Annotated in this window: 16 protein-coding genes, 2 tRNA genes and 1 rRNA gene; 12 read left to right on the top strand and 7 right to left on the bottom strand. The window is 63.5% G+C overall.

Annotation, left to right across the window (positions count from 1 at the left end; translation table 11 throughout):
• Window positions 1–130 precede the first annotated feature (130 nt).
• From rrf to NGM15_RS12575, 3 genes are all read left to right on the top strand, one after another.
• Window positions 131–252, top strand: a 5S ribosomal RNA gene (gene rrf / locus NGM15_RS12585).
• Window positions 253–365: 113 nt separating this feature from the next.
• A tRNA-Cys gene (locus NGM15_RS12580) sits at window positions 366–441 on the top strand.
• A 214-nt stretch (window positions 442–655) separates the two neighbouring features.
• Window positions 656–1,594 carry an ICP22 family protein gene (locus NGM15_RS12575; protein ID WP_253431494.1) on the top strand — a complete coding sequence of 313 codons (939 nt, stop codon included), beginning with the start codon at window positions 656–658 and terminating at the stop codon, window positions 1,592–1,594.
• A 351-nt stretch (window positions 1,595–1,945) separates the two neighbouring features.
• Here the strand turns inward: NGM15_RS12575 and NGM15_RS12570 are convergent.
• A tRNA-Lys gene (locus NGM15_RS12570) sits at window positions 1,946–2,019 on the bottom strand.
• Between the two features lie 82 nt (window positions 2,020–2,101).
• Here NGM15_RS12570 and NGM15_RS12565 point away from each other — a divergent pair.
• Window positions 2,102–3,382: a M20/M25/M40 family metallo-hydrolase gene (locus NGM15_RS12565; protein ID WP_253431491.1), complete on the top strand. Its 1,281-nt coding sequence runs from the start codon at window positions 2,102–2,104 to the stop codon at window positions 3,380–3,382.
• Between the two features lie 289 nt (window positions 3,383–3,671).
• Here the strand turns inward: NGM15_RS12565 and NGM15_RS12560 are convergent, their stop codons facing one another.
• Both NGM15_RS12560 and NGM15_RS12555 read right to left on the bottom strand, forming a co-directional pair.
• Window positions 3,672–4,391 (bottom strand): DUF7119 family protein, encoded by a 720-nt coding sequence (locus NGM15_RS12560; protein ID WP_253431488.1) that lies wholly within the window; start codon window positions 4,389–4,391, stop codon window positions 3,672–3,674.
• Between the two features lie 84 nt (window positions 4,392–4,475).
• The gene (locus NGM15_RS12555) at window positions 4,476–4,706 is read right to left on the bottom strand and encodes a hypothetical protein (protein WP_253438273.1); all 231 of its coding nucleotides are present in this window, start codon (window positions 4,704–4,706) and stop codon (window positions 4,476–4,478) included.
• 387 nt (window positions 4,707–5,093) lie between these two features.
• On the opposite strand from NGM15_RS12555, the gene NGM15_RS12550 reads away from it, so the two are divergent.
• The 7 genes from NGM15_RS12550 (at window position 5,094) to NGM15_RS12525 (ending at window position 12,214) form a co-directional block, all read left to right on the top strand.
• The gene (locus tag NGM15_RS12550; protein WP_253431485.1) at window positions 5,094–5,468 is read left to right on the top strand and encodes a DUF8134 family protein; all 375 of its coding nucleotides are present in this window, start codon (window positions 5,094–5,096) and stop codon (window positions 5,466–5,468) included.
• A 45-nt stretch (window positions 5,469–5,513) separates the two neighbouring features.
• Window positions 5,514–7,289: a nitrite/sulfite reductase gene (locus NGM15_RS12545; protein WP_253431482.1), complete on the top strand. Its 1,776-nt coding sequence runs from the start codon at window positions 5,514–5,516 to the stop codon at window positions 7,287–7,289.
• A 4-nt stretch (window positions 7,290–7,293) separates the two neighbouring features.
• Window positions 7,294–7,647 (top strand): DUF6360 family protein, encoded by a 354-nt coding sequence (locus NGM15_RS12540; RefSeq protein ID WP_253431479.1) that lies wholly within the window; start codon window positions 7,294–7,296, stop codon window positions 7,645–7,647.
• A gap of 64 nt (window positions 7,648–7,711) precedes the next feature.
• Window positions 7,712–8,203 (top strand): DUF892 family protein, encoded by a 492-nt coding sequence (locus NGM15_RS12535; protein ID WP_253431476.1) that lies wholly within the window; start codon window positions 7,712–7,714, stop codon window positions 8,201–8,203.
• 103 nt (window positions 8,204–8,306) lie between these two features.
• Window positions 8,307–8,789: a ribosomal protein S18-alanine N-acetyltransferase gene (gene rimI / locus NGM15_RS12530; protein WP_253431473.1), complete on the top strand. Its 483-nt coding sequence runs from the start codon at window positions 8,307–8,309 to the stop codon at window positions 8,787–8,789.
• Window positions 8,790–8,898: 109 nt separating this feature from the next.
• On the top strand, window positions 8,899–9,027 hold the full coding sequence (locus NGM15_RS18925) for a DUF7563 family protein (protein ID WP_425494447.1): 129 nt from the start codon (window positions 8,899–8,901) through the stop codon (window positions 9,025–9,027).
• 94 nt (window positions 9,028–9,121) lie between these two features.
• Window positions 9,122–12,214, top strand: coding sequence for an MEDS domain-containing protein (locus tag NGM15_RS12525; RefSeq protein WP_253431470.1), 3,093 nt, complete (start codon window positions 9,122–9,124; stop codon window positions 12,212–12,214).
• Between the two features lie 209 nt (window positions 12,215–12,423).
• Here the strand turns inward: NGM15_RS12525 and NGM15_RS12520 are convergent, their stop codons facing one another.
• Entirely contained in the window at window positions 12,424–14,013 is a 1,590-nt protein-coding gene (locus tag NGM15_RS12520) for a preprotein translocase subunit SecD (protein ID WP_253431467.1), read from the bottom strand.
• Complete coding sequence (gene secF, locus NGM15_RS12515) at window positions 14,010–14,888, bottom strand: protein translocase subunit SecF (RefSeq protein ID WP_253431464.1); 879 nt, start codon at window positions 14,886–14,888, stop codon at window positions 14,010–14,012. The genes NGM15_RS12520 and secF overlap by 4 nt, the downstream gene beginning before the upstream one ends.
• Window positions 14,889–15,006: 118 nt before the next feature.
• Here secF and NGM15_RS12510 point away from each other — a divergent pair, with 118 nt between their 5' ends.
• Window positions 15,007–15,402, top strand: coding sequence for a DUF7968 family protein (locus NGM15_RS12510; protein WP_253431461.1), 396 nt, complete (start codon window positions 15,007–15,009; stop codon window positions 15,400–15,402).
• Between the two features lie 154 nt (window positions 15,403–15,556).
• On the opposite strand, the gene ddfA is transcribed toward NGM15_RS12510, so the two are convergent.
• Both ddfA and NGM15_RS12500 read right to left on the bottom strand, forming a co-directional pair.
• Window positions 15,557–15,829, bottom strand: a complete 273-nt coding sequence (gene ddfA / locus NGM15_RS12505) for a DdfA family disk-determining factor (RefSeq protein ID WP_253431458.1) — start codon at window positions 15,827–15,829, stop codon at window positions 15,557–15,559.
• Window positions 15,830–15,950: 121 nt separating this feature from the next.
• Entirely contained in the window at window positions 15,951–16,436 is a 486-nt protein-coding gene (locus NGM15_RS12500; RefSeq protein ID WP_253431454.1) for an Lrp/AsnC family transcriptional regulator, read from the bottom strand.
• Window positions 16,437–16,596 lie beyond the last annotated feature (160 nt).

Raw genomic sequence — 16,596 nt, 5'->3', positions numbered from 1 at the left:
GATCAACCCGTAAGAACGGGTCCAGGCGCTAATTGGACTACACGTACACCACGGTCACAACCGACCAGAGAATCTTAGACACCGTACACCGACCCAGGTATAATCGCGGTTCGACTCCGCGAGTCGGCATTACGGCGGCCAGAGCGGCGGGGCACCACCCGTACCCATCCCGAACACGGTAGTTAAGCCCGCCCGCGTTTCGGCCAGTACTGGCGTGGGAGACCCGCTGGGAACCCCGGCTCGCCGCCGACTACTCATACACTATTCAACCCTCACGAGCGATCGCGCTCGTGGGGGTTTTCGTCTTTATAGCGGGCGCATCGTACCGCTACGCTTAAACGAACGCGGTGGGTACATTCGAGCGCGCCAAGGTGGCAGAGTTCGGCCGAACGCAGTTGCCTGCAGAGCAACCCATCGCCGGTTCAAATCCGGCCCTTGGCTCTTTCACGTTTCGTGCCTGATCCGTCCGTTTAGACTGCTTTGTCTCTTCCTTCGAGCATATGGTTCTGATTCCTGGAGCCCACTCCTTCGAATCGTCGAGTGTCCGTCGGTCGCGACGATCTCGATTGGGTTTGGCTCGACCGAATACTATACCTGGCCCCGCTCTTTCGAGAACTTAGTAACCGTTATACGACGGGCGGACAACGCCTCATACATGCAATTACGCGCAGGGATCGTCTACGCCGTCCTGTTTATGGTGGTCGCTGCGGGCGCGTACGCCGTTATCGCGACCGCGGAATCACCGCAGGTAACGATCGACGAAGCCGATGCGGATCATCAACTCGAGCAGGGTAACGAGATAACAGTCGAGGATCGGACGTACAACGTGTCCGAGGTGGACGGGGCTGCCGGAACGGGGACGTTGGAGCACATCAACGATTCAGTCCCGACGGACGTGGCGTGGTCCGGTGCGAGTGCTGCGAACGGTGATGCCTGGGACGATGGCGATACGGTTCAGTTCGAAGAGGAGGGGACGGAGTACTCCGTCTACATATACGCGCCGCCAGAGGGTGGTGACGGCGAGGATGGTAACGAGAGCGACAGTAACGGTGAGGATGGTAACGAGAGCGACGAGGAAGCCCAACCCGAAACCTTCCTGCTGATTGAGGCAGTCGAATCCGAAGACGGAGAGGGATACACGTTCCTCGAGCGCCCTGACGGCGTCTACGTGATCGTCGAAGAGGACGGCCAGGAGGTCGTTCGCCACGTCACGGAGGTCGACGACATCGACACCCGGGAGTACGCAGTCGGAGACGAAGTGACGTTTTACAACTCCGACCTGGAAGAGCAGGTCGATGGTGAGGTGACGTCGCTCGCAACTGACGAGGTGACCGTCGAGTATACCGGTGAGGAAGTCACGGAGGTATCACTCGCCCACAATGAGGAAGTGATGATCGAGCAGACGCCCTACGGCGTTCACTTCCCGAGCGAGGACGTGGTCTACCTGACCGAGGACGTCGAGAGTTTCCAGGCCCAGCATCAGGCTGTCGACGACCACAACGAGCGAATTCATGGCTTCTGGTGGGCGATCGGGCTGTCGGTGATTGCGATCGTGTTGCTGGCCGGGTTGGCGTTCATGCCGTTGCGAGGCTGAGGGCTTGGATTTCTAGACGATCACGGTTCGCGTGCCGGTTCGTCAACGTGGTTGGTATCGGTGTTCGGTTTTCGGTGGTTCAGTGTTCAATGTCTGTGCTCTGTGGCCGTTCTCGAGTGGCAACTGCGGCTCGCTCGGTGTGGTTCGGTACGGTTCGATACTCGAGAAACTCATCTGTCGGATGATGACGTGGGATCGATCCGAATTCGTCACTCACGAACGTACTCGCGGCGGGGACGCGGGACGGGCGCGATTGTGAACTACGCCCAGAAATGCTCGATTCGCTGTGCCTTTCGAGTCTATTAAACCGCAGGGTCGTTTTGTCACTCGCGAATTTGCTCGTGGCAAAAGCGGGCCGGGCGCGATTTGAACACGCGACCGTCTGGTTAAAAGCCAGACGCTCTGCCGAACTGAGCTACCGGCCCTGTACCCTCCTCTTTCGGGGACGCGTGGTTAAACGTTTCTTTCTCCCACGGTATTATATCGGGGTCCGACGTGGTCTCGCACATGAATTTCCGCATCTGGGAGGATGATCTTCGAGAGTTTGTCGACACGTGCTGTTCGTTCGAGACGACTGCAGGAAACGAGAAGCGGGCCCAGGTGTGGCTGCGCGAGGAACTCGAGGCGGCGGGCTTTCGAACCTACACCTGGGAGGCTAACTCGGCCGTCCTGGCTGAGCATCCGTCGTTTCCGGACGACCCCGACGACATCGAGGTGGCGGATCGGCCAAGCGTCGCCGGGGTTCTCGAGTTTGGGAATCCTGATGCAGGACCGACCCTGGTGTTGAACGGTCACGTCGACGTCGTTCCCACGGGGTCTGGTTGGGAGGGTAACCCGTTCGAGCCTCGGTGGCGCGACGGTCGCCTGACGGCCAGGGGTGCGGCGGACATGAAGTCGGGGCTTGGGGCGTGCGTATTTGCGGCGCGTCACCTCGCGGAGGGCAGTGCGGATGGCAACCTCGGCCACGACTCCGACCTGGACGGTCGAATCGTCGTCGAGAGCGTCGTCGGCGAGGAGGAAGGCGGGATCGGTGCGGCCGCGGCAGCACTCGAGAGCCCGTACCCGTTCGAGCGGGACGCGGCGATCGTCGCGGAGCCGACCGAGTTACGTCCGGTGACGGCGGTCGAGGGGAGCCTGATGGTCCGAATTGGCCTCGAGGGCCGCTCGGCACACGCGGCGACGCGGTGGCGGGGGGCGTCGGTGTTGCCGGCGTTCGAGCGCGTTCGCGAGGAACTCGAGGCGTTCGAACGGGACCGAAGCGAGACCGTGCTCCATCCGTTGTACGACGAGTTCCCGATTCCGTGGCCGATCTGTATCGGGCGAGTCGAGGCGGGACGATGGGCGTCCTCGGTTCCGGACGAACTGACGGCGGAGGTTCGAGTTGGCGTTGCGCCCGGGGAGACGGTGACGGACGTCGAACACGCGCTCCGAAGCCGTCTCGAGTCGCTGTTGGACGAGCCGTCCTGGACGGCCGGGGTCAGCGGACCGACGATCGAGCGGTTCTCGGTGCAGTTCGAGCCGGCGGAAATTGCGGCGGACGAACCGGTGGTTTCGGCGCTCCAGGACGGGATGGCAGCGTGCGGATTCGATGCCGAGGCGGCCGAACCGCGCGGGGCGACGTACGGGGCCGACAATCGACACTACGTCGAGGCGGGGATTCCGACGGTCCTGTTCGGGCCGGGGAGCATCGATCAGGCGCACTTCCCGGAGGAGACGATCGAGTGGGACGAGGTGCTCGAGGCGGGGGCGGTGGTGGCGGAGACGGCGCGGACGTACCTGTCGCAGTGATGGGATTGTGACGCTCGCCTGGGACTGGGACTGGGAGGACTGGGCTGGGACTGGGACTGGGAGGACTGGGCTGGGACTGGGACTGGGAGGACTGGGCTGGGACTGGGACTGGGAGGACTGGGCTGGGACTGGGACTGGGAGGACTGGGCTGGGACTGGGACTGGGAGGACTGGGCTGGGACTGGGACTGGGAGGACTGGGCTGGGACTGGGACTGGGACTATTCGAACGGGTTAGCGAGTGTGTTCGTGACGCTTGCTCCAGAGTGTACTCGAGTGCGTGCTCCAGAGGCTACTCACGCGCGTTTCCGAGGGCGTCAGCAACGATCGTTCCTGGATCGACGCCCTCGAGGGAGGCTCGTCGACGGAGGTCGCGGTAGGCCGACGCCGGGAGGGTGAGTTCGAGGCGACCGAGGGTGACATCGCAGTCGCCGAGTGCGTGCTCGATCGAGGCTCCATCGTTGACCTGACTGGCGACCTGACGGACGTCGCGAACGGTGAGGTCACCGTCGAGGACGGCCCAGGCGAGCAGGAGTCGGTCCTCGCCGCCGACGCGGGCGATGTGTTTGGCAGCGGAGGGGGCGATTTCGCCGAGGGCGACCTGTCGACGAACCGATCGGGGGAGGTCGTGGACGCGGGCCCACTTGCGGATGAACGAGACCGTGACTGTCCCGTCACCCTCGACCTGGTCGCTGGCTCGCTCGGCGGCGGTCTTGTAGGATCCTACCCCGCGGACGAGGGCGGCACAGGCCGCGGCGCCGCGGAGCATGTAGAGGTGATCTTCGTCGACGGAGCCAGTGGCGAACTGGGCGACGGTTTCGGCCGCGAGTGCGAGACTGTCCGGGTCGTCGGGGTCGAACTGGACGGCCTGACGGGCGTGGGTTCCCGTGATCGATTCGTCGCCCCGGATGACCGGTGCGCCGACCGGCGATTTTCGATCCGTCGGGATCGGAGGCTCGTTCCCGGGGTCGCCGTCTCGAGTGCGGCGGTCTCCGGTGTGATCGTCGGTCATGTACCGCTGATAGGGGCGACGTGCCTAAAAAGCGTTCCAGACGGTCCGCTGTGGCTCGACGAGGAGTGCATCCGGGTCTCCTCGCTACTCCTCGCGTCGCTCGGCGAGGTGTTCCCAGATTTCCGTACAGCCAGCGCCGACGTCGACGTCCTCGAGGTGGGTTGCGTCGCTCTCGTCGTGAGTGGCGTCCGGGGTGGTTCGGTCGCTGACGATTTTTCCGTTGTCGTCGCTGCTTCCGTCACCGTCACCGTCGCCGTCGGCGTCGCCGTCGCCGGATTCGTCCAGCTGGCGTCCGTCGGGCGTCGCATTCGTCATCGCGTATCCTCCGGATCGTCAGTCGGAGCAGACCGCGACGGGCCGAGTTCGACGGGAGGACGGTGCAATTCAGGTGCCACGTCGGCGGAGACGTGCTGGCGACTCCGTACCCTACGTTCGGAGGGCTGGCGGCGTGATGGGCGGTCGTGTGGCCGTGACGGATCGTCGGGCATACTCCCCCGTATGGTCGGCCATCGCTTAAGCACGGCTTCGGGTGCAAGCGATACCCCGGCTCCCGTTCTCGGGTAACGATTGCTGGTATCTCTGACGGGACGAAACGAAAGATGGCAACGCCTGCTGGCGATCTCCGCCCAAACAGCCGTCACGACAACGGCGAAGCATTGCACGGGCCGATGGACGAAGGTGGCTTCCACCCGAAGCGAGGGTATGGCAATTTCGTTGCGTACCCTCGACGACGGGGCGTGGATCAGCGTCGACGACTCCCGGACGGTCGGCGCGAGCGACGTCTGGACCCTCGCTCGCGGCCAATTCTGTCGGTGCGAACCGGCGTACGTCCTGCTCGAGGGGTTCACGGACGTCGGCGTCGACGGCACCAGCGTGGTCGCGGGGGCGGTCGGCCGGTGTCTCGAGTGCGGCTGTCACTCCTCGGTCGAGCGCCTGCCAGTCGGCCGGGTCGTCGACGGCGAGTTCGAACGGTACGAGGCGTCGGCCGTCCAGGCGAGGCTCGAGCCGTCGTTCGGCGAGGCAGTCGAATCGGCCCGGCAAATACCGCCGGAAGGGGCGAGAGGCGGGGAGAACTGACGCCACGGCTGGGGCCTTGTAGGCAGTCCGCGTAGCCCGGTGCAGATGCCAAGCGACGTCGAGAACTGGAAAGACGAACTGTACGGGACCGACATCAGGGAGGCGATCGAGGAGTTCGCCGCGTTGGGGTGGGAGTCGATTCCCGAGGACGAACACGACGCCTGGTTCGAGCGCTTCAAGTGGTACGGACTGTACCACCAGCGCGCCGGCCAGGAGTCCTATTTCATGCTCCGGGTCGGTCCGCCGAGCGGGGTCCTCGAGCCGGGACAGTTTCGTGTCCTGGCCGAACTCGCGAAAGAGTACTCGAACGGCCCCGCCACCAATCCGGAATTCGGCAACGGCTGGCTCGACGTGACGACCCGCCAGGCGATCCAACTTCACTGGATCAACCTCGAGGACGTCCCCGACATCTTCGACCGGCTCGAGGACGTCGGCCTCTCGGCGGTGCAGGCCTGTGGCGACTCCTGGCGGAACATCGTCGGCTGTCCGGTCGCGGGGAAAGACGAGCACGAACACGTCGACGCCGGTGCGCTGGCCGACGAGCTTCACGACACGTTCAAGCGAAACGAGGCGCACTCGAATCTCCCCCGGAAGTGGAAGGTGGCGGTAACCGGCTGTGACGAGGGCTGTGGTCAGGGCGACATCAACGACCTCGCGTTCGAACCCGCCGAAAAGGAGATCGACGGCGAGCAGGTCACGGGGTACAACGTCCGCGTCGGCGGCGGTCTGGCTCGCAACGAGCCCCGCTTTGCCCGCGGGATCGACGTCTTCGTCACGCCCGAGCAGGCCGTCGAGGTCGCCGGCGGCATCTCCGGGCTGTTCCGGGACTACGGCAACCGCGAGAACCGCTACGCCGCTCGGATGAAGTTCCTCGTCGACGAGTGGGGGCCCGAGAAGGTTCGCGACGTGCTCCAGGACGAGTACGTCGACTTCGACCTCGAGACCGCGGGCGAGGACCTGCGTTCGTCGTACTCCTACAACGCTGGCGGGGCCACTGGCAAGCACGACCACGTCGGCGTCCACGACCAACCGGACGGCAATTCGTACGTCGGGCTGAACGTCCTCGTCGGTCGGATCGGCGCCGACGATGCCCTCGAACTGGCCGACATCGCCGACGAGTACGGTTCCGGCGAGGTTCGTCTCACCCAGCGCCAGAACGTCGTCTTCACGGACGTCCCCGACGAGAACCTGGACGACCTGCTCGCGGAGCCCCTGCTCGAGACCTACAGCCCCGACCCGCACCCGTTCCAGCGCGGCTCGATCGCCTGCACCGGCACCGAGTTCTGTTCGCTCTCGATCGTCGAGACGAAGAACCGGCAGGTTCGCTTCTCGCGCTGGCTGGTCGAGAACGTCGACCTGCCGGAGGGCGTCGACGACTTCCACATCCACCTCTCGGGGTGTACCGCATCGTGCGCCCAGCCCCAGATCGCCGACGTCTCCCTGCGGGGGATGAAGACCCGAAAGGACGGCGAGCCGGTCGAGGCGCTCGACATCGGCCTTGGTGGCGGCCTCGGCGAGAACCCGCAGTTCGCCTCCTGGGTCGGCGAGCGGGTCCCCGTTGACGAAGTGCCGGGAGCGATCGCGAACCTGCTCGAAAACTTCGCTGATGCCCGGGAGGGCGGAGAGAGCTTCCGCGAGTTCGTCGCCGCGCGTGACGACGACGAACTGGCGGACCTCATCGAACCCGAGGAGACCGACTACGAGGATCCGTACATGCACAACACCAAGCGGACCTGGTACCCCTACGCCGATCAGGACGCCCTGGACGAGAGCCCGGCCCCGGCGACGCCCGACGGGTCGCCGATACCGTCCGACGACTGAACCGATGGTCGACCGACTGATGCGCGTTACCGCGTACACGACGCTGGACCTCGCCGACGCGGTCGTGACGGGACACGACTTCCAGGACGAACAGGATGCGGTGGTGGATGCGACTGCTGCCCGGACACAACCCGACCACGTCAAACTGCAACTCGAACTGGACAACATGATGGAAGACCACTTGCCGGCGCACATGGAGGAAGTTCGTTTGACACCAGATCAGGCACGGGCGCTGGCGGCTGATCTCGAGAAACATGCCGGTCGCGTCGAGGAAGCCGCGGATGCGGATACGGGCTCGGAAGCAGACTCGAGTTCGACCTCGACTGCGGATTCGGATTCTGAATCAGCATCCGAGTAACCCGCCTGCCATCGCAGGCTGACGAGGTTTGGTCGTGCTTGGCGGAGTCCGAATCGGTGGTTCCATGAGCACCGAAACGATCCACGACCTGTTCGAGCACGGACTCGAGGACATCTACCACGCCGAGCACCAGCTACTCGACGCGCTGGAAGACCTCGAGGAACACACCGAGCGTGAGGAAATCGCGAACGCCTTCGTCGAACACCGCGAGGAGACCCAGACGCACATCGACCGCCTCGAGGAGGTGTTCGACGCGTTCGGCGAGCCGCCTGAAAAGGAAGAGTGCGAAGGCATCGAGGGGCTAATCGAGGAGTACGAGGAGTTCCTCGAGACCGACCCCAACCAGGACGTCCTCGACTACCACAACATGGCGGCCGCCGAGAAGACCGAACACTACGAGATCGCGGCTTACGGCAACCTGATCCCGCTGGCGGCCCAGATGGACTTAGGCGACGCGGCCGACCTGCTCGAGGAGAACCTTCGTGAGGAACAGGACGCCCTCGAGGAGTTGAAGACGCTCACCGAGGAGTTCGATCTGGGGGCGATCCCGGCCTGAGACGGCATTCAGCTGAAACGCCGACTTCGAACCGAAATCCACACTCGACGAACGAGGTAAACGGTCGCGTACTTCTTTTACCCCCACGTCGATACTCCCTCCTGTGACGACCCCGACCGAGTCGACGCGGACTCGAGACGGCGTGACGATTCGCCAGGCAGAGCGCGCCGACCTCCTCGCCGTCGTGCGGATCGAGAACACGTCGTTCCCCCAGCCGTGGCCCTACGACGCGTTCACCCAGTTCTTGGGCGAGCCCGGGTTTCTGGTCGCCGAAACCGACGACGGGCGGGTCGCTGGGTACGTCGTTTCGGACGTGACGCCGAACTACGGCCGCGACATCGGCCACATCAAGGACGTCGCCGTCCACTCCGATTGGCGCGGCTCGGGTATCGGCTCGGCGCTGCTGGGTCGATCCCTCGCCGTTCTCGCGAGCCAGGGCGCTCACTCGGCGAAACTCGAGGTCCGGGAATCGAACGACGGGGCGAAACGCCTCTACGATCGGTTCGGCTTCGACCCGCTCCGGCGGGTGCCGCGGTACTACGAGGACGGCGAGGACGCCATCGTGATGGTTCGCGAGCTGTCGTGATCCGTTTGCGATACTCGCGACACCCCGTGAACACGTGACGCTCGCGAACCGAGGAAACCTTGCATAGGCACCCACAGCCGCTATTCTCACGCTCCACGGAGCCTCGAGTATGGACTTCACGCCGGAGTCGAGTACCTGTCTGCGCTGCGGTCGCCCGGTCTCGATCGATTACCGTCGAACTCACGGTGACGAGAACGGATTCGTGGAGGTGTGTCCTCGGTGTCGGCGCTCTGGGTGACGCTAGCATTCGCTAAAATCAGTAGCAGATGGCCGATGGATCACCGGCCTAATTGGGGACCAGAGTTAATAATCTCCGTGAATAATCTGATTTAGTGAGTAACCAGGTCGAGCGCGGTACGCGACAGCGAGGACCGGACCGCGAGGGCGGGTTGGGAGCGCTGCATCAACACTCGGAGCTTCGGGAGTCGATCGAGCCCCAGGACACCCACGACCACTCGAACGACCATTTTGCACTGATCTACGAGCGCCGTGAAGACCAATTTGCATCTGCAATTCCGTTCATCTGCGAAGGGCTCGAACGCGGCGAACAGTGTCTGTACGTCGCCGACGACAACTCCAGGGAAGCAGTCGTGGAGGCGATGCGGGATCACGGTATCGACGTGAACACCGCCCTCGAATCGGGTGCACTCTCCGTCCTCACACCAGCGGATACCTACCGCCGAAACGGCGAGTTCGACAGGACCACCATGCTGGAATTCTGGGAGGAGTCGCTCGAACAGGCGAAAGACGAGGATGGGTACACGGGACTCAGAGCGGCCGCCGAGATGACGTGGGCACTGGAGGGAGACACGAGTACCGACGAACTGGTCGAGTACGAGGCCGTGCTCAACCCCCTCTACCAGGACGAAGACTACGCCGTCATGTGCCAGTACAACCGGGAGCGGTTCCCGGCGTCAGTTATCCACGACGTTATCAAGACGCACCCACACATCGTCTCTAACAGCACCGTCTCACAGAACTTCTACTACACACCACCCGAGAAGTTCTTCGGCTCCGAGAAGGTGGAGACGAAGGTCGATCGCATGCTGCAGACGCTGCAAGAGCGGACGGAGGTGAAGACGGCGTTAACGGAACGACAAGAGTACCTGGAGCGCATTTTCGAGAGCAGTCACGACGGCATCCTCATCGTCGACCCCGAAGCGGACGAGATCGTCGACGCGAACCGGGCCGCAACCGAGATGCTCGGCTATACGCACGACGAATTGATGGCCCTCGCTCCCTCCGACATACACCCCAACGAACTCGACGCGTTCCGGGAATTCGTCGAGGGGGTGTTCGAAGACGGCACTGGGTGGACTGATGAACTCACCTGTCACACCAGCGACCGGGGCCAGATTCCGGCCGAGATCTCTGCGTCTCGAATGGAGCATCACGGCCGGCCAGTCCTGCTCGCGGTGGTCCGCGACAATAGCGAGCGCAGGAAGTGGGAACGGGCCCAACGGCAATTGTACGAGATTACCTCCGATCCCGATCGGACGTTCGAGGAGAAACTCCAGGACTTGCTCGACCTCGGCTGTGAACGGTTCGATATGGAACTCGGTGGTATCGCCGTCGCTGAACCGGACACTGATCACTTCGAGGTGGAGATCACGAACGGGGAGCACGAACACCTCGTTCCGGGCGAATCGTGTCTTCTCTCCGAAACGTACTGCCGTGTGCCTGCGGACGAGGGGGGTACCTGTGCGATTACCGCACCGACGACCGACGGGTTCGAAGGCAAGCTGTGCTACGACACGTTCGGCGTGCGGACGTACCTTGGAACGTACCTCGAATTCGAGGACGACAGTAACCGGACGTTCTGGTTTGTTTCGACCGAACCGAGAGCGGAAGCGTTTTCGGAGGCCGAACGGACGTTTCAGCACCTGATGGGTCAGTGGGTGCAATACGAACTCGAGCGCCGCCACCGCGAGCAGGAACTGCGCGAGCGCACAGAGCACCTGAGTGCGCTCGTCGAGACCGCGCCCGAGTGCATCAAGACCGTTGCCGACGACGGCACTCTGCTCCAGATGAACTCCGCCGGGCTCGACATGGTGGGGGCCGACTCGGAATCGGCGGTGATCGGCGAATCCGTCTACGGGCTGATCGCCCCCGAACACCGCGAAACGTTCCGCGAGTTCAACGAGCGGATCTGTCGGGGCGAGCGAGGCGTCCTGGAGTTCGACATCGTCGGGCTAGACGGCACGCGCCGGCACATGGAAACGCACGCGGTGCCGCTGCATCGCCCCGACGGGACGACATCCCAGCTTGCATTGACGCGCGACGTTACCGAACAGATCGAGCGCGAACGTGAACTCGAACGGACGCTCGACTTACTCGAGAAAACCGAACGCATCGCGGACGTCGGCGGCTGGGAGATCGACCCGGAAACGAAGGACGTGTTCTGGACCGATCACATCTTCGAGCTTCTGGAAGTGGATGCCGAGGAGGAACCGCCGCTGGAGAATGCCCTCGACATGTACCACGAGGACGACCAGGGGATCGTCGAGGACGCCGTCGAGAACGCGCTCGACTCGGGCGACCCCTTCGACGTGGAGGCACGGATTCGTACGAACAGCGGCGACATACGGTGGCTGCGGCTGCAGGGTGTTCCGGAGATCGTCGATAATAAGGCCGCCTCGCTCCGCGGAGCGGCTCAGGATATTACTGAACGCAAACAGCGCGAGCAACGGTTAGAAGAGGTGATCGAGCGACTCGAAGCGTCGAACGAACGGCTCGAGCAGTTCGCCTACGCCGCTTCCCACGACCTGCAGGAGCCACTCCGGATGGTCTCGACGTACCTTCAGCTGCTCGAACGACGGTACGAGAACGCGCTCGACGAGGACGGCGAGGAGTTCCTCGAGTTCGCGGTGGATGGGGCCGACCGCATGCGCGAGATGATCGACGGGTTGCTCGCCTATTCGCGTGTCGAGACGCAAGGCGATCCGCTGGAACTAATCGACCTCGATACCGTGTTCGACGACGTACTGGCGGATCTTCGGATCCAGATCGCGGAGAGCGACGCCGAGGTCACCGTCGACGACCTTCCTCGCGTCAGCGGTGATGCCAGCCAGCTCCGCCAGGTGTTCCAGAACCTGCTGGAGAACGCGATCACTTACAGCGGCGACGAGAAGCCCCAGATCCACGTCTCGGCCAAACGCGATCGATCCGAGTGGATCGTGTCGGTCCGCGACGAGGGTATCGGCATCGATACTGACAATCAGGACTGCATCTTCGAGGTGTTCCAGCGGCTTCACACCCACGGGGAGTACGACGGGACCGGCATCGGACTCGCACTGTGTGAGCGGATCGTCGAGCGCCACGGCGGGGAGATCTGGGTCGAGTCAGAACCGGACGAGGGAGCGACGTTCTCGTTTACGCTGCCAGTAACGGCTGGCGAGCGACGGGATACAGGTGTGAGCGGATAGCCGGAACCAATCCAACAGTCAAACGCGACTGCACGCAGGCGCCGGTTCTGTCTTCCTGAAGAGTTAGCTGTGCCGAACACAGTGTTCCTCTATCCGCGTATGCAGCGCGGACTCAGCCCGAATTAGTCTTCTTCACCAGAGCCGACCTGAGCGTTCGGTATTGGTTACAGCCCTCGAGACGACTATCGGGAATACGTGAAAACGACGAGCTACTTGTCGGTCAGTAACCGGCGCAGAATGTCCCCGTAGGCCGGTCGCGTGATCAGGACCCCGATAAGAACGCCCAGGATCGTGATGATGGCAAACCCACGGAGGTCGCCCAGGCTGAGCACGGCCAGCGGTGACATGGCGACGATCGTCGTCGCTGCCGCAGCGCCGATGACCCAGAACGCCTTCCGGAACCGGGACTCGAAGACGCGTCTCGAGTTGACGTCGCCCTCGTCTAACACCTCGTCGGCGATGATGATCAGGTCGTCCACCCCTGTCCCGACGACGGCGATGAACCCGGCGACGTGCGAGAGATCGAGTGGCATCCGCAGGAGGGCGGCGAACCCGAGGAGGATGACGACCTCCGAGAGGGCGGTGACGATCATCGGGAGAGCGACGCGCCGGTCGCCGTAGCGCAGGTAGACGACGCCGCTGACGGTGAGCACGGCCAGGATCCCGATCAGCAGCGAGTAGTTCTTGAACTGGTCGGCCAGCGCGGGGCTGATCATGTAGGTCTGAGCCCGGTCGAAGTCGAGCGGCGCGCGCAGTTCGCCGGCGCGGAGGTTGATCGAAAGCGTCTGGGCCTCCTGCTGGCTGGGCGTGATCATCTGGAACTGGCCACCGTTTGCCCACTGGCCACTCTCCATGTCTGCGGCGAGCCCCGGGGAGAGGCTGTGTGCGTCGACGACCTCGCCGTCGACCATCGTGAGCAGACAGTAGTTCGATCCTTCGGCCTCGGGGTTTCCGTAGCTACAACTGCTGGGATTCTGGGTGAAGCCGGTCTCGACCATCCGCTGTTGGTACTCCTCGGCGGGACCGGGGTTGACCGAGACGGGGACGTAGTCGTACCCTTCCTCGCCGTTGTAGGAGGCCGTTCCGATGTTCCCGAAGTCCTGCTGGACGAGCGCCGTCTCGTTTTGCTGGCCGCCCTCGCCATCGGGGTAGTGCATGACGATCTCGACGATCCCGCGGTCCTCGAGCAGCGCCCGCAGTTCCTCGTTGGTCATCGCGGGCGCTTCGGTCACGATGTAGTAGGTGCCGCCCATCTCGGCCTGGGAGACCTGACTGCCCGAGAGGCCGGCCTCGTTGATTCGCGACTCGATCGTCATCTGGATGTCGTCGCGGGTGGCCTGGGTGACGCCTTGCCTGACGTCCTCTTCGGTGACGTCGAGGCCGGCTTCCTGGAGCGCCCCGGCGAACTCCGCTTCGGTGACGTTCTCGGTGAACACCTCGACGCTGACCTCGCCGTTCTGGTGGTCCGTCCGGACGAGAGCGTCGCCGGTCTCGAGGTCGAGTTCCTCCGAGACCGTGGCCTGGATCTCCTGGCCGCGTCGGTCCAGTTGGTTCCCTTCAGCGTCGACGCTCACTTCCTCGACCGTCAGCCCCGTGACCGGGGCGCTGATCTTCGTCCCGCCGTCGAGACCGAGTCCGAACTCGAGGTTGTGCATGCTCCTGGAGCTGTCGTTGGTCGCGTACGTCTCCTCGCCGCCGATGACGCCACCGGGGATGAACAGCGCGACGAGGGCGACGGTGAGGAAGACGACCAGGAGCAGGACGCGCCAGTTCGCTTTAATCGACCCGATGGCGCTCATCGGGCCACCCCCTCGAACTTGTACCACCGAAGTAGGCTGAGGTTCAGCAGGTAGGTGTTCATCAGGTCGGCTGCCAGTCCGACGGTGAGGATCAGGCCGATCGAGAGCAGGAGTTCGACGCCCAGCGCCCACGCGGCGACGGCCATGACCAGCATCGCCGCCATCGACGTGACGGTCATGGTGACCCCGGTTCGCATCGCCCGGTGGGTACTCTCGTAAAAGTCACCACCCCGCCTGAGAATGTGGTTGTTCAGCAGGATGTCCGAGTCGACGGAGTACCCGATGATCAAGAGGAGTCCGGCGACGGTCCCGAGCGAGAGCGGAATCCCGAGGACGTTCATGAACGCGAGGGGGATCACGAGGTCGGAAAACGCCGAGATGACGATGGCGACGGAGGGAACGAACGTCCGGAAGAGGACGAACGCGATGACGCTCATTCCGACGAACGCGGCCCCGATGCCGAGCAGCGCCGTCTGCTGGGCGGCCGCCCCGAAACTCGCCGACGTCTCCGCCGAGAGCTGGACGACCTGGTCGTTTCCGGGGGCGGGCTCGAGGTTCGCCTCTGCCTCTGACTGTACGTCCGCGTCGGTTGGCGCGAACTGCACGAGGTACTGATTTTCGGTGGCCTGGACTGACTGTACCGACTCGGGTTGCTCGCTGAAGGCGGCCTCGATCTCCGCTTCGGAACTCGTCGTCTCGATCGTCAACTCGGTTCCGCCGGCGAAGTCCATGCCCAGTTCGACCGGCGTGCCGTAGACGACGTAGCCGCCGAGGAGAACAAGCAACGCGAAGGCAAGGACGGCGAGTGGAACCGCCGCCAGCTGGCGGTTGGTGTACCGGGTGTAATCGATCTCCGGTACCGCGAAAGTCCCCATATACCCTGGGTGTTGCCGTCGGCGAAAGTAAGCCTTCTCAATTACATCACGATATTTCAGCTACCGAATTGACGAACGAAACGGAACCCGTCATCACGCTCGAGCGCGTAGCCCTCGTATGGAACACTCGAGTGATGCGGTTACAGCGCGTGATGGGGCCGCGAAGAGCGACTCGGCTGTGAACGCAGACGGAGTCGATGGACAGACGGCCGCTCGTCTCGTCCTCTCGTATCCCGAGGACCTCTCGAACTGGGGGCGGTTTCAGGTCGAGAAGCCTGCATTTCGAGCCTTCCTTCGCAAGACTCGCGAGCGGGTCGAACCGGGCGACGTCTGGGAGGAGTTCGTCGGCGTCGGCTGCTGTGGGAACACCCTCGACGTCCCCCTGCGCGTCGAGTCCGTCGAGGGAGGGTCGCGGCTAGGGACGGAGACCGAAATCGACTACGAGGTCCGGGAGGCCTGCGGCATCGAGGGAAGCTGGCGCGTCCAGAGCGCGGGCGGGCCACGCCGTTCGTAAGCGGTTCGTCCGGTAGCGTCGGGATCGGTCGGGATAGCTAGCGAGCGCCGAGCCGAGAAACACCTGGGCCACCGGACGGCTCGCTCACCGCTGTGGGCGTGCGAGAAATGAGAACAACGAAACCGGGTCCGACGACCACTACCCCTCGTAACCGCTATCGTTCGGTGTCGTTACTTATGGAAACGTCTCCGTCCGCCCGGACGGTGACGTCGTATCCCAGGTACCTGAACGAAACCTGGCCGGATTCGCGCGATTGACCGCGACTGGTCGGCGCGAAGAGCGCGTTTAGCGCCTCGGGATCGATCACGTCGTAAAGCGGCGGCTGCAACTCCATTGGATCCGTTCCTTCCCGGTCGGCGACGAGTTCGACGACGGTCGTGACGGGCGAATTGGAGGAGACTGATTGCGTGGGTGTAACGGTTTCCATCACTGTTAGGAAGCCGGCGGATACGTATAAATCCCGTCACCGGTTCTGGGAGGCCTGGATTTTACCGCTGAACGCTGCTTATTCCACAGAAAACGGATCGAAATTGCGGGGCGACCGTTTCTCACCCCTCTCTCGAGGGGACGTCCTTGCCGAAGTGATCGAACGGCTGGACGTACTCGTCGTCGAGCACGTCCGATCGAACGATCTCGAGGCCGCACTCTCGAATCGAGTTCGCGATGTTCGACACGTCCTTCGTGTCCGTACCGACAACTCTGATGTGGTAGTTCTCTCGACCGGCGAGCAGTTTCCGGACGGAAACGATGCCGTGTTTCTCCAGTAAGTCCTCGGTGAGCGGTTCGGACGGATCGCTGGCGGTGCAGGTGAAGAGGATCGACAGCTGATAGCCCGCCTGCTCGTAGTCGATCTTCGGGACGTATCCCCTGATCACGCCCTCGTCCTCGAGCGCTTCGATTCGATTCCGGACGGTGCTCGCGGAGACGCCTACGTCCTCCCCGATTTCCCTGGCTCTGTTGTTCCGGGCGTCCATCTGTAGCATGTGGAGAATCCCTCGGTCGACGTCGTCGAGTGTTGACTGTCGTCCACCCATGCTCGCCGGTACCGGGGAGGAAGCGATGTATCTTGTGTGCGCAGGTGCTGGTCGTCTTTACTGAATCGATCGTTACCGAACCAACCGGCAATCGCCGCCGATCGATCGACTCGCCCTCGAAGTACTCGTGTGAGTCGAGGCCTTCATCGGTGCAGCGCGC

The organism is Natronosalvus halobius (assembly GCF_024138145.1).
GTDB lineage: Archaea > Halobacteriota > Halobacteria > Halobacteriales > Natrialbaceae > Natronosalvus > Natronosalvus halobius.
Note: the sequence above shows the minus strand (reverse complement) of the source record. Positions and strands in the feature narration are given on the sequence as shown.

Coding starts and splice junctions, on each gene's coding strand:
- NGM15_RS12510 (WP_253431461.1), top strand. CDS start 15,007: ATGGAACACTCGAGTGATGCGGTTACAGCGCGTGATGGGGCCGCGAAG.
- NGM15_RS18925 (WP_425494447.1), top strand. CDS start 8,899: ATGGACTTCACGCCGGAGTCGAGTACCTGTCTGCGCTGCGGTCGCCCG.
- NGM15_RS12520 (WP_253431467.1), bottom strand. CDS start 14,013: ATGAGCGCCATCGGGTCGATTAAAGCGAACTGGCGCGTCCTGCTCCTG.
- NGM15_RS12575 (WP_253431494.1), top strand. CDS start 656: ATGCAATTACGCGCAGGGATCGTCTACGCCGTCCTGTTTATGGTGGTC.
- NGM15_RS12500 (WP_253431454.1), bottom strand. CDS start 16,436: ATGGGTGGACGACAGTCAACACTCGACGACGTCGACCGAGGGATTCTC.
- NGM15_RS12540 (WP_253431479.1), top strand. CDS start 7,294: ATGGTCGACCGACTGATGCGCGTTACCGCGTACACGACGCTGGACCTC.
- NGM15_RS12565 (WP_253431491.1), top strand. CDS start 2,102: ATGAATTTCCGCATCTGGGAGGATGATCTTCGAGAGTTTGTCGACACG.
- ddfA (WP_253431458.1), bottom strand. CDS start 15,829: ATGGAAACCGTTACACCCACGCAATCAGTCTCCTCCAATTCGCCCGTC.
- NGM15_RS12550 (WP_253431485.1), top strand. CDS start 5,094: ATGGCAATTTCGTTGCGTACCCTCGACGACGGGGCGTGGATCAGCGTC.
- secF (WP_253431464.1), bottom strand. CDS start 14,888: ATGGGGACTTTCGCGGTACCGGAGATCGATTACACCCGGTACACCAAC.
- NGM15_RS12535 (WP_253431476.1), top strand. CDS start 7,712: ATGAGCACCGAAACGATCCACGACCTGTTCGAGCACGGACTCGAGGAC.
- NGM15_RS12560 (WP_253431488.1), bottom strand. CDS start 4,391: ATGACCGACGATCACACCGGAGACCGCCGCACTCGAGACGGCGACCCC.
- NGM15_RS12555 (WP_253438273.1), bottom strand. CDS start 4,706: ATGACGAATGCGACGCCCGACGGACGCCAGCTGGACGAATCCGGCGAC.
- NGM15_RS12545 (WP_253431482.1), top strand. CDS start 5,514: ATGCCAAGCGACGTCGAGAACTGGAAAGACGAACTGTACGGGACCGAC.